This window comes from Cellvibrio sp. 25HG11W-0 (genome assembly GCF_057815475.1).
Window position 1 is genome coordinate 1076082 of record NZ_CM174230.1, and the last position, 12784, is coordinate 1088865.

General features: G+C 45.8%; 10 protein-coding genes. 4 read left to right on the top strand and 6 right to left on the bottom strand.

The window, feature by feature from the left end:
• Nucleotides 1-60 precede the first annotated feature (60 nt).
• Nucleotides 61-2025 carry a pectinesterase family protein gene (locus tag AC0KUT_RS04505; protein ID WP_488833869.1) on the bottom strand — a complete coding sequence of 655 codons (1965 nt, stop codon included), beginning with the start codon at nucleotides 2023-2025 and terminating at the stop codon, nucleotides 61-63.
• Between the two features lie 1169 nt (nucleotides 2026-3194).
• Nucleotides 3195-3569: a hypothetical protein gene (locus tag AC0KUT_RS04510; protein WP_488833871.1), complete on the bottom strand. Its 375-nt coding sequence runs from the start codon at nucleotides 3567-3569 to the stop codon at nucleotides 3195-3197.
• 266 nt (nucleotides 3570-3835) lie between these two features.
• On the opposite strand from AC0KUT_RS04510, the gene AC0KUT_RS04515 reads away from it, so the two are divergent.
• The 4 genes from AC0KUT_RS04515 to AC0KUT_RS04530 all read left to right on the top strand — a co-directional run bounded on the left by AC0KUT_RS04515 (nucleotide 3836) and on the right by AC0KUT_RS04530 (nucleotide 7231).
• Nucleotides 3836-4843: an AraC family transcriptional regulator gene (locus tag AC0KUT_RS04515; protein WP_488833872.1), complete on the top strand. Its 1008-nt coding sequence runs from the start codon at nucleotides 3836-3838 to the stop codon at nucleotides 4841-4843.
• A 275-nt stretch (nucleotides 4844-5118) separates the two neighbouring features.
• On the top strand, nucleotides 5119-5535 hold the full coding sequence (locus tag AC0KUT_RS04520) for a thiol-disulfide oxidoreductase DCC family protein (protein WP_488833873.1): 417 nt from the start codon (nucleotides 5119-5121) through the stop codon (nucleotides 5533-5535).
• A complete protein-coding gene (locus tag AC0KUT_RS04525; protein ID WP_488833876.1) occupies nucleotides 5528-6370 on the top strand; it encodes a fatty acid desaturase family protein in 843 nt (280 codons plus the stop codon). Before AC0KUT_RS04520 ends, AC0KUT_RS04525 begins: the two co-directional genes overlap by 8 nt.
• 261 nt (nucleotides 6371-6631) lie before the next feature.
• Complete coding sequence (locus AC0KUT_RS04530; protein ID WP_488833878.1) at nucleotides 6632-7231, top strand: beta-phosphoglucomutase family hydrolase; 600 nt, start codon at nucleotides 6632-6634, stop codon at nucleotides 7229-7231.
• A gap of 19 nt (nucleotides 7232-7250) precedes the next feature.
• Here AC0KUT_RS04530 and AC0KUT_RS04535 read toward each other — a convergent pair whose 3' ends face one another.
• From AC0KUT_RS04535 to AC0KUT_RS04550, 4 genes are all read right to left on the bottom strand, one after another.
• Complete coding sequence (locus AC0KUT_RS04535) at nucleotides 7251-7502, bottom strand: DUF1289 domain-containing protein (RefSeq protein ID WP_488833879.1); 252 nt, start codon at nucleotides 7500-7502, stop codon at nucleotides 7251-7253.
• Nucleotides 7503-7517: 15 nt separating this feature from the next.
• Complete coding sequence (gorA, locus tag AC0KUT_RS04540; protein ID WP_488833880.1) at nucleotides 7518-8867, bottom strand: glutathione-disulfide reductase; 1350 nt, start codon at nucleotides 8865-8867, stop codon at nucleotides 7518-7520.
• 118 nt (nucleotides 8868-8985) lie between these two features.
• Nucleotides 8986-9510 (bottom strand): peroxiredoxin, encoded by a 525-nt coding sequence (locus AC0KUT_RS04545; protein WP_488833882.1) that lies wholly within the window; start codon nucleotides 9508-9510, stop codon nucleotides 8986-8988.
• 314 nt (nucleotides 9511-9824) lie between these two features.
• Complete coding sequence (locus tag AC0KUT_RS04550; RefSeq protein WP_488833884.1) at nucleotides 9825-12566, bottom strand: sensor domain-containing protein; 2742 nt, start codon at nucleotides 12564-12566, stop codon at nucleotides 9825-9827.
• Between the last annotated feature and the right edge of the window lie 218 nt (nucleotides 12567-12784).

Sequence of the window (12784 nt, forward strand, 5' to 3'; positions counted from 1 at the left end):
TTTGGAGACCGAAGCCTCCATTCCTTTTGAAAATTAAATAGTAAATATGAATATTTTTTACTATTTGCTAAAGCTTGGTGCCCAAGACCCGAAGATGTTACTCACTGTATAAGCTGCAGCTTGTGATGAAGAGAGTTGCGTGGCTTGCGGCGCGCGCGCTGATGGGTTGGCGCCTGCCCCCGTAGTTTGGTACTCAGAAAATCTAGCGGTGTCGAGGGTGTTCGAACTCATTTTTACCCAGCCTAAAGGTGAAATGTGCTGGCCTAGGTCAGTGCGAATATAGGTTGCTGCGCCATAGGCGCCCCAGTTGCGCCCTAAAGCCACAGAGCCCTTACTGATGCTAGAAACTGCAGTCACCTTTCCACCAAGAAACACTATGCCGTAGTTTGTTCCTTGGGCAGTTGAGGGGGCGGTAAGTGAGGTGCCGCTAGCAACACTGTGGATGGTGTTGTTTTCAAACACGGCCGTTGCAGCACCAAAAATAAAATCAACGCTGCCTTCAATGTGGCAGTTGCGGTAGTACTGAGTGCCACCGTTTACATAAAGCGTATCTTGGAAACCCAGCAGGCGGCAGTTGCGAAATTGCAAGCGATCACCGCGCGCGTAGAGTGCTACTGCTTGAGTGCCTTGGCCTCGCGTGTTTTCAATCGTAATGTTTTCTACAGAAATATCATTGGCTTTAATGGTTACGCTGCCGCTTCCAGAAGTACCTATCGCAGCGCCGTTAGAGCCGATGGTGCTGGCGCCGTCGTTATAAGTTAAAACTGTAGATGTCTCTTTTCCTAATTGGCCGCAAAAAGTTACGAAGGGTTTGGTTACTTCTAATTTTTCTCGGTAAATACCAGGTTTAATGCGAAGTTGTGTTTGGGTTTTATTCGAGCTAGAAATGCTATCGAGTGCAGCTTGTACAGTTTTGAATTGGCCCGAACCATCAGCTGCAACCGTTATGATTGGTTGATTGTTAATGCTGTTGCAGTCTGCTGTGCCACCTGTTGTGGTAGACGAGCTGGCTTTGGAACTTGCGGGGGCAGAGCTTGCTGTAGCCTTGCTGCTTGCTACTGCACTGCTGGCAACCGCGCCACAAGTGCCTGCACTGGCTTGTGGGCCCTGAGTCGTTAGAGAATCTATATTTGCTAAGCCATCTGCAGTGAGTGCGGTTAGCTGCAAACTGTTGTTACCCTGCACCAAATCCACATCGATAGAAACGGTTTGCCAATTGGTCCAACTACCTGTTGTGGGAAGCTCTACTGTGTAGTTACCGTTGCTGCCGCCGTTAATAACCAATGAACCGTTTCTATTGCCAGTTCCGCCATTAGCAAAGCGAATAATCAGGGTATAGCGGCTGCTGTTGGAGGCATTAACAGCCCACGTGATTGCGGTACTCTGTGCGTTGTCCGTATTGGCGAATCCGTTACCTGTAAAGCCGCTATTGTTGTTGTCAATTGAGCCATCGACGCTGCAGAAGCCAGCCTGCTCTTCTTGCAAAATCAGCACGGAGTTATTGGGTGCACTAGATGAACTGCCTGCGAGTGGTTTGGAGCTTGGTGCTGCGGAGCTTAATACGGGTTTGGAGCTTGGTGCTGAGGAGCTTAATACGGGTTTGGAGCTAGCTGGGGTAGAGCTAGCAGCTGCTGAGCTTGCTGGTGTAGCGCTAGCTATTATTGAGCTGGGCGCTTTGGAGCTTGTTGATGGTGTCGCTGGGCCGCAGAGGCTACCGTTTACTTGTGCAACACTCGCATTGCCCGCGCCCTGAAAGCCAAAGCTGGCCGATGCGTTGGGGGCCAAGGTGCCATTCCAGCCCATTGAGGTTGCTGTGTAAGGGTTGCTGCCACTAAGGTTGGCATTCCATGAGTTAGTAATCGTGGCTGAGTCTTTCCAGTTAACAGACCAGCCATTTACGGTCTGGTTGGTATTGTTCGTGACGGTAATCTCGCCCGTAAAGCCTGAGCCCCAATTGTTGGTGATGGTATAGCTGCAGTCTGCCCACACATGGGGCGACATGGTTAGTGCTAGGCTGGCCATCATGAAAGAGCATCTGGCTCGTTTGGTTGTGTTTAACTGATTAAATATCATTATTGTTTCCGCTTGTGGTTTAGGGTTTAAACGCTGCAGTCATCTCTGGGTATAAAATGACGGCTATTCTTTTGCTGATGATTAGATTCTTTTTGTTGATGGCGCATTCAATGTATCTGGCTGTGATTTTATTTTTTATTTTGTGCGCGAAATAATTGTTATTAAAATTTAATTTTATTATTTTTTTAATTTTATTTATAAAAATAAAGCGTTATTACTAGTGTGAAGATATAGCCTTTTTGTGGTGAGATCACCCTGCCTGCATGGTAAAACAGCCTGAATCCTAATGGTCACTAAGAGTAAGGTGCGCTAAGAGTAAGGTTCGCTAAGAGTAGGTGCGACATAATTCCGTCAGCGTATATCTACATATTTCGCTTATTTTTTTAATTGTTTTTTTAATTTGTAAATAGGTTTGGCGGTAATGCTCACGTGTGCATGGATATTTTTTAATGGATAGATAGCTTTACTTATTTTTTCTATTAGGCTGTTTTCGTTAGCGTGTGGTCTCAATTAAGCTAGGGCAGTTTTAGTGAGCCTATGAACAATTTGTACTGTGCATGGTTGTTGCCCTGCGTATCATTATTTCTTTTTCTCTTTGGTATGTTTGCGTTGTCATTTCTCTAGCTAAACATTGTGTGGCATAAATAGTTTTATAAACCATTACTGTCAGTTCAATTATTTTAATTGGTAAGACTGCATTGAACAGCCATAATACCGAGTGAATTTGGTGTTTTTCAATGTAAAAACTGGTGCTGATTTCACAGTGTCGCCAAATTGTCTATTTTATTGAGTGTTAATATACGTAAACGAGCGATATGTTTTTATATATAAAATAACATTTGTATGTGATTTTTCAGAAGTGTATTGATAATATTATTAGGATATTTAGACCTGCTACCAATAGTCTACAAGTATGTAGATTGCTCGCGAGCAGCGAACATTGGAATGCGGCTTTCTGAATTTTTGTGGGGAAGGGAGGGGCTGAGTTTGTGTGACGACTGAGAGGGCGATGGTGAATGCCTTTAATGTCTAGCTTGAAACCATATTGACGAGGGAAGGAAATGCTCTTCCCTCGGTTTACCGCGAACCATAAATTAGCAATTAGGCAGTAAAAAGCAGGATTAACGCAGGCAGTTTCCATCTGAAGAAAGTGTGCCGCCTATATTTGAACATTCAGCTGCAGACATACTCACTTGGCAGCTACCGTCACGAAGTGTGCCGCCTAGCGATTCGCATCCCTCTTTTGTCATAGGAGTTTCACAGCCATGTTCGGTGAGTTTTCCGCCCATGCTCGCGCATTGACTTGCAGAAATAGAGGTGTTGGCAGTATTGGAACGGCTATTCCAAAAATAGATGCAAGTTAACAAAATCCCGATAATGATAATAATTTTCATAAATTCCTCTGCGGTATAGTTATTTTTAGTGGGCAAGTAACCCAATCCTTTTGATTTAACAGTGTAACTGGCATTGTGCAATGATTGTTCTTTAATGCGCAAAAGTAATGCTCAAGTTGCGATACAGTTTGCCTTGTATTCGAATGATCTACGTCTGCCATCGCGGGTATTCTCGGTGGGTCATCGCGGTGTCAATCGGTGTGAGGTTTTTGAGGCGATTGGTCATTTGTTGGGTGTTCGGGAGCTTGGTGTGCTATATGGTCCTGGTTTTGTAGGGATTGTTGATTGCGCACTCTAATTCTCTCGTGCATCTCTTGCTCCATAGTGGTAAATGTTTGCCTGTCCTTTTAATCATGCTAAGGCTGTTTATGTCCGATCTCTTACTGACAATTATCTGTGGCTATACCCTAGTGGCGTGCGTGGTGTTTTTACTGGCATATTTTTGGGTGTATCCTTTTGATCATCCGCCACTCGCCAAGCTCGGGTTGATATGCTTGTTGGGCGGAATGGTGACATCGCAAACGCTACAGTTACTTTACCTGACCTCACCCGAATATCTGTTTGCTTCCAAATTATATTCTTATGCGTTGTTGTTCAGCGCCTTAGGCTTTTTTCTATTCAGCCGCGAGTTGTTGGCCAGTAAACGTTATTTAAGTGGTTTACTGGTTGTGCAGGCAACCTTGATTGGGATTAACCCATGGCTTGAAAACCGCTGGATAGTGCCCCTTTCGTTTGGTGTTGGTGTTGCTTACGCGACTTACTTTATGGCCTTTGTACTGCAAAGCCGCAAACATTATAAGCGTCAGAGTTTAGAGCTAATTATGTATGCCCTGTTTGTGGTAATGGCAGTTGTACTCTTAATTGCAGCAGTGGCGAGTGCGTTTTATAGCGTGCAATGGTTACTGGCGAGCTATGCACTGTTGGTGGGGGGGAGTGTATTTTCAATGCACCTGCTGGTGCTTAAATTCCCCTATTTTATTACCGATACAGAAGAGGCTGCCCGCACCAGTTACGCCAGTACCACCTTAGCGGGGGTAGATAAGCCCGCCATGCTCGCGCGCCTGCACTTATTTATGGGGACTGAAAAAGCGTTTTTGGAAAGCGGCCTTACTATGAGTCAAGTCGCCACGCAGCTGGGCTTAAGCACCCATCAATTGTCGGAATTGGTAAACCATGAGCTAGAGATGGGGTTTTCGCAATTACTGCGTAAATATCGTGTCGATGAAGCCAAGCGTATGCTCCAAGATGAGCCTGAGGCTTCAGTGTTGGCAATCGGCTTATCGGTGGGCTTTGCGTCGCAGTCTAATTTTTATAGTGCCTTTAAGGAAATCGAAGGTGTTACCCCTGGCGGGTTTAGAAAAGCACTTAAACATTGAAGTGGCATTTTGTGGTTAATGAGGAGCCTTGAGCGCTATGACGTTGCTCAACATTGCTGTGTGTAAATTCATGCTTGCATCGAACCATTGCTGGTTACTTTCTGTAATTTTATTCTCTTTTATCATTTTGTTGTTTTTTAAGTATTTGATTTTAAAGGCTTAAAAATTAAAATTCATTTTTCTATCCCTGTCTTATAAAAGCGGAAGTCTACCGGCTTTTGCTGCCCTAAAGTGCAGTCATTCCCAGCGCATTAAGCGCTAATTAGGAGGCTGCCATGCTTACATCATCAAACTCTATTGCAAGTATCACGGTATTTTTTGACAACGACTGTCCCATTTGTCGCCGGGAAGTACGGTTTTGTAAAAGGCTGGATAAAGATCAGCGAATCAATTGGGTTGACCTGCGCAGTCAGCGCCCGTTAGCAGCAGATATGGGGATTGATTTTGCTGCTGCTATGGAGCTGCTTCATGTACTGGATGCCGATGGTAAGCTTCATGTAGGTCTAGCTGGGCACCGGGTGATGTGGGCTTACCTGCCCGGCTATCGGCATCTGGCGGCGCTGCTTGATCGCCATCCGCGACTCGTAAGATTCGGTGATCACTGGTATCGATTATTTACCCGCTTGCGTCCAGGTGCATTTAAGTCACGCGGTTGTGAGGCTGATGTCTGTGAAGGCGGTCATCATGAATAATCATTGCGATCATCTTGCCCCCAATTTCAATTACAAAACCGTGCCGTGGAAAGATCTTGTTGTTCACCATCGCTTTGAAACCCTGCGTGAGCTTTGCCTGCCCCTGCCTTGGTTGGTCGGAGCTTTCTATTGTGGGCTACAGGGCTGGAATGTCGGAATGGGTATCTGTGTTGTCTATGTGTTCATGTTGGGCTTGCGGGTGGCGCACAATTCTTTCCATGGCACCTTGGGCTTGTCGCGCTGGGGTGATCATCTCGTGATGTTTGCTATTAGCTTTATCATGTTGGGTTCGTCACACGCTATCAATTACACCCATATGTACCATCACAAACACTGCATGCAAAAGGGTGATATTGAGGGTGAGCTTGCCACATTATCTTTTTTTCGCGCGCTGCTAAAAAGCCCCATCTATCCAATTTATATTCACATTGCTGCCTTGCGGGATGCACCTTGGGCACAAAAGCGCTGGGTAATGGCTGAGCTTGTGGTCAGTTTATTGATGCAGAGCGTGATTTGGGTTTGGTTCGAATCGCCTGTGTTTATGCTTTATACCTTAATGATGGTGGCGGCCAATGTGTTGGCCCCAATGGTGGGTATTTGGGGAGTGCATCACGATTGCGAACACGCACCTACCAATGCGCGCTCTTGTCGTTATGCATTGTTAAATTTTTTAACGTGCGGCATGTTCTACCATGCTGAGCATCATCTCTTTCCCGCTGTGCCAACCCGCCATTTAGGTGAATTAGCTGCGCGTATTGATGCTGCTAAAGCGCCAGCCTTTTTTGAAGTGACAGATTTTTCTTCGCCATCGACATCAATGGTTTATCGCGACTAAATTTCATGTGTAGATTTTATTGAATTTTGGCGAAGGTAATACTCTGTGCTTTTTTTCGTTGCGGTTAATAGCTGATGTTAAGGTGGGTATGCAAAGATTGCGCGGGTCTATTTATAAGTGCCTACCATTGCAGGTAAGGCACCTACAGCTGCGAGTGGGTGTAAGAGCCAGGTGTCGTAAAGTTGTGCTTAGGCTTAACTATCGTTGCAGGAAATATGCTCTAATTCGGTTAATTAAATATGCCTGATAAGTGAGTGGTTTATGTACGATAGCTATGATGCCTTGATTTTTGATATGGACGGTACTCTCGTGGATAGCGGTCAGCTCCATGAGCACGCTTGGTCTGCTACCTTGATTAATTATGGGATTCCCATAGATCGTCCGTTAATGCGCTCTCTTGCCGGTGTGCCGACGAAGGGTACTCTTGAAATTTTGATTGAAAAATTTCAGTGTGAGGTGAGTGCTAGTATCGACGATATGAATGATTTCAAGGAGCAATATGTGCACGAAAATATGCATAAATTCGTAAAGCCAACGGCGCTGATGGAAATTGCGTTGGCCTATCAAGGTAAAAAGCCCATGGCCATAGGTACAGGCGCTAACACACTTGAAGCTCAGACGATTTTAAAACTCTGTAATCTTGATCGCTTGATGGGTGCTATCGTCGGTGCAGATCAAGTTATTAATCCTAAGCCAGCACCAGACACCTTTTTGCGCTGTGCGCAATTGCTCGGTGCTAAAGCAGAAAACTGTGTGGTATTTGAAGATTCCAAATTGGGTTTGCAGGCCGCAGCTAGTGCGGGTATGGCCGGTGTCGATGTGCTTGAGGTGCATGACATAGTAAATAACTATTTTCTCTAATCATTATTGCTCACAATAGTTAGCGCCAGCTTCTACTCTGTGCTTTAGCCGCTTTGCGGTGCGCGCAGCGGGCTAAAATTTCATGCTTATTCATATCGCTAGCCTTGTACCAGCCGGTAATTTCTTCAATGCTTCTATAGCAACCCAAACAAATATCCTGCTCGTCAAGGCAGCAGTTGCGAATGCAGGGCGAATTTAGGCTGGTACTATTTTCGCCTGCAGTATCTGTCATAAAATTTTTTCCGGTTTGTTTCTTCTGTTGATAGCTCATGTAGACGTCTAAAGATCACACCGGCGTGCGCATGGTGACGAACTCTTCCGCAGCGGTGGGGTGAATGCCAATGGTTGCATCAAACATGGCTTTAGTGGCGCCCGCTTTTATTGCAATGGCTAGGCCTTGCATAATCTCTCCTGCATCAGGGCCGACCATGTGCGCCCCTACTACTTTATCGGTATCGCCATCCACCAGCAGTTTCATTAATGTGCGCTCATCGGAGCCGCTCAATGTGTGTTTTAGTGCGCGGAATTCGCTGCGAAATTTTTTCACATTAGGATATTTCTTGCGCGCTTGTTCTTCGGTCATGCCTATAGTGCCAATATTCGGTTGGCAAAACACGGCTGTGGCGATATTGCTGTAATCCATTTCGCAGGGTTGCTGATGGTAATAGTGGCGCGCGAGCGTCATCCCTTCTTCGAGTGCAACCGGCGTCAGTTCCATACCGCCAGTAACATCCCCCACTGCGAGAATGCTGGGTATCGAGGTTTGGAATTTATCATTTACCTGAATGTGGCCACTTTCGTTGAGTGCTATTTCCACCCCCGCTTCAAGTAGTTGATCTAATTGTGGCTTGCGCCCAGTAGCGTAGAGCACCGTATCGACATTCAATATACTGCCATCGGTTAAAGTAACGACCAGTCTATTATCCGTGCCCTTGGTTATAGAGCTGACATCTGTATTGAATCGTAGTGTAACGCCTTGCTTGGCAATTTCTTGTGCGGAAAAATGCCGCACCTCTTCGTCAAAGCCGCGTAAAAATAAATCGCCACGATAGAGTTGTGTAACTTTGGCACCGAGGCCGTTAAAGATACCTGCAAATTCTACGGCAATATAACCGCCGCCGACGACGAGGATGTCTTTCGGGAATATTTCAAGGTCAAATATTTCGTTGGAGGTAAGGGCGTGTTCGCGGCCAGGGACGTCCGGCACAAAAGGCCAGCCCCCTACGGCGATAAGAATGCGCTCGCAGCTGTAAATGACATCATTGACTTGAACATGATGCGCATCAATAATTTTTCCGCGACCATCAAATGTGGTGACATTGGCATTTTTGAGCAAATTTTCGTAAATACCATTAAGTCGTTTAATCTCATCTTTTTTATTGTCGCGCAGTACTGTCCAATCAAAGCTAGGTGCTGGTGTCGACCAACCGAACCCCTTTGCATTCTTGACTTGCTTGGAATATTCCGATGCATAGACATACAGCTTTTTGGGGACACAGCCGACATTGACACAGGTTCCGCCCATGTAGCGATCTTCACAAATAGCGACCTTTGCCCCAAAGCCTGCTGACATGCGCGCAGCGCGCACTCCACCGGAGCCAGCGCCTATCACAAATAAGTCGAAGTCGTACGTCATGGGTAAATCCTTGGGGGAAAGTTAATGGCTGAAGCGATGAAGGATAAGTACCGCCTCAATGTAGGGCTGGTACTTATGATGTAGGGGTGCTTCTAGTATTGTTGCTTAGCGCATTCGATTAGGCGCGTTTTTTTAAATAGTTCAGCATAGTATCTACGTCGCTAACTTCAAAAGGGTCTTCTGGACAGTTATCAACTAAACCGGGCTCAATAAACTGCGCCTGAATTTCGCCATTGACGACATGCATGCTATAACGCCAAGAGCGACTACCGAAACCTAGATTTTCTTTTTTCACCAACATACCCATACCGCGGGTAAACTCACCATTGCCATCAGGTAACATTTTGATGTGATTAATACCTAAATTTTTGCTCCATTGAAACATAGTAAACGCATCGTTCACGCTCAAGCAGTAAATGTCATCAATACCTAGGGCTTTGAGTTCATCGTACTTAGCTTCGTAGCCAGGCAGGTGGGTGCTAGAACATGTCGGCGTGAAGGCCCCAGGGAGCGCTACAATAATGACACTTTTGTTTGCGAAAACATCTGCAGTGGTGACATCCTGCCAGCGAAAGGGATTTTCGTGTTTAATACTTTCATCGCGTACGCGAGTTTTAAACGTCACATTGGGAACGGTTTTCATAAATAGCATCCTAGGTTGATACAACTGTTAAATAGAATTGTAACGAGGTTACATCAATAACTTGCTGTTGGAGAATAGATTAAATTTACATTGTTCATAGCGATTCTTATACGTTGGGGTGGAGCGGGGCTATAGCTCCTTCAACTAACCTTGGGGCGCATGGTTCAAATTGCAAGTCAGTTTTTAGTGTAATCACAGGGCTCGTCAAATTTGTTGCACAGTAGTAATGGTGTGCTAATAATTTTTTAACCAAGTTGTAACAAACTGGCAGAAAAATTCTGATACATAGCTGCCCCAATTATATTACGAGGAGATTATTTTTTATCTGGCACTTCAATCCAATTGGGTTGTGACTGCCATTGGGCAACCCATTTCGGCATGGCGGTGGCCGGCATAGGTCGCGCTATGCCATAGCCTTGGGCTAAGTCGCAGCCGAGTGACATCAGTAATTTACCGTGTGCGAGGGTTTCTACGCCCTCAGCAATTACTTGACGATGGAAGGCGTCTGCTAAGCCGATGATACCCTTGATGATGGCGAGATCATTGGTGTCGTCGAGCATGTCGCGCACAAAGCTTTGATCAATTTTAAGCATTTGTGCTGGCAAGCGTTTTAAATAAGTGAGTGATGAATAGCCAGTTCCAAAATCATCTACCGCGAAGTTAACGCCTAGACGAGTACAGTTTTGCATCAGTAATGCTACTTCATTGATGTCTTCCAGTGCACTGGTTTCTAAAATCTCCAATAATAAGAGTGCGGGGTTAACGCTCGGATATTTTGCTAAAATTTTCCCCAGCTGAATAGCAAAGTGCGGTTGTTGTAGCTGCAGTGCACCTACATTGACGCTCACGGGTAAATCCAACCCTGCATCGCGCCAGTCAAGTATTTGCTGCAGTGCGCTGGCAATGACCCACTCGCCCAATTCAATACTAAAACTGTGATTTTCTATTGTAGGTAGAAACGCTGCAGGAGCGAGCAAGCCGCGCTCGGGGTGTTGCCAGCGAATTAATGCTTCTGCGCCTATAACTTCATTGTTGAGCATGTTTATTTTGGGCTGGTAATAGAGCACAAATTCGTTGTGATTAAAGGCTGTACGAATACGTTCAATGCTTTCGTGTTGACTTTTAGTGGCTACATCTTGGGCTACGTCAAACAGGTGGTAACAATTTTTACCCGCTTGTTTGGCGAGGTACATTGCTTGATCTGCATGACGCATAAGAAGATCGGCTTCTGCTTTATCATGTGGGTAAAGCGTTATACCTATGCTGGCCGAAATGCGCAGGGGGTGATTGTCAATAATATGTATTTCGTCCGCAGTATCAAGCAGGCGCTTCACTATGGGGAGGTAGTCATCAGTGTCAGTTAAATTTGCTAGCACTATGACAAACTCATCGCCACCAATGCGCGCGAGTGTATCGCCTTCACGCAATGCGGCTTTCAGGCTTTGCGCTAGACAGACGAGGAGTTGATCGCCCACGCTGTGGCCGTGGTTGTCATTAACGGTTTTAAAACCATCTAAATCTAAATAGAGCACTGCGAGCGATGATCCGCTGCGATGGCTGTGCGCAATAGCTTGTTTTAGTCTGTCAGCAAGTAATACGCGATTGGGGAGTTGGGTTAGCGCATCGTAGTGTGCAATGTATTCAAGTTGTTGTTGATGTTCCTTGAGTGGCGTTATGTCGGTAAATAAATTAACGTAATTGCGTGTGGTGCCATTGTTATTTTTTACGGCGCTGATGGTCATCATCGCGGCGAAGTGCGTGCCATCTTTACGTTTATTCCAAAGCTCTCCACTCCAAAAATCATCTTGAATAAGGTCGCGCCACATGTGTTGAAAAAATTCTGTGGAGTGCTCATTGGATTTTAGGATACGTGGATTTTTACCAAGAACGTCGGCGCGGGTATAGCCAGTAATTTGACTAAAAGTTTTGTTTACCTCAACAATCATACCTTGAGCGTTGGTAATCATAATGCCTTCACGCGCGTGGGTAAAAACACTTGCGGCCATACGTAAGCGGGCATCGGTGTGATTTTTTTCAATCGCCAATGCGGTCAATTGGGCTTCACTTTCAATAAGGGCTAAATCGGCATCCGTGGGCGTGCAGGGGGTGCGATGATAAACAGCAAAAGAGCCCAGCACCTTGCCAAGTGGGGATAATATCGGTTGCGACCAACAGGATTGTAAATTAGCTGCTTTAGCTAAGTGACGATAATCAGCCCAATAAGGGTGCGTCTTAATATCTTCCACTATGACCCTTTGGCCGCTATAAATTGCGCTACCGCAAGAGCCGGCGCTGGGGCCTATAGCGGCACCGTTGATGGCTTGTATGTAATCTGAGGGGAGGCTTGGGGCGGCGCCGTGGCGCAAGTGAATGCCATCCTCATCCAGTAATACAATGCTGCAGAGCATAGAGGGGTTTATGTGTTCGACATCGCGGGTGATGGTATCGAGTATCTGAACTAGTGGAATGCGGTTTAGCAGCATTTCAAAAATACAGTTATGGTGTTGCTGGCGTCGTTCCGCTTGTTTGCGCTCGGTAATATCCTGGTAGATGCCGGTTAATTTAGTGGGCTTACCATTCTCTAGCGTTATAGTGCAGGTGGTGCGTAAATCAATTAGGCGCCCTTTAAATGTTTTCTTTTGTACTTCTAGGTCAAATAATTCGCCGTGTGTTTGCGCGCGCTTCAATGCGGTGGCGAGGGCGTTGCGATCTTTTTCGGCATAATGATCCAAGCTATCGAGCAGCGAGGGCGAATATTCTTTGGGGTTGGTATCGTGAATGCGATATGTTTCTGGGCTCCAATAAAGCTGCTTTGTCGCTATATCAAATTCAACACTACCGACCTTTGCGATAGCTTGTGAGGTTTCAAGCATGCGTTTAGTGGTGCGCAGTTCCTCCTGAAGTAGTTCGAGCGCCATGCGGTATATATCTAATTGGCGACTTTGAAATTCTTGTTCTCGCTCGTGATGTATAAGTGTTTGGTTTGATGGGTTTTTAAGTAGCGCTTCTGCTAGTTGACGCAGCTCCAGTAACTCATTGGGCGTTTTGTTTAGCATACTGATGCCTCGCCAGCGGTATTTGTGTTGCTCAACACAAATACATTAACGCGGTGGCAGGCGCATTGCGACACGCGCAGTCGTAATGGGTGATGCTGTGGTTGATATCCAATCATGATGTACTTTCCATGCAAGCATCTGGAAGAGGGGGTCTTCAATAAGTTCAGTGCGAGTTGTTGAGCAAAAATAAAATGTTTGTCATTGCGCTATCTGCTGAC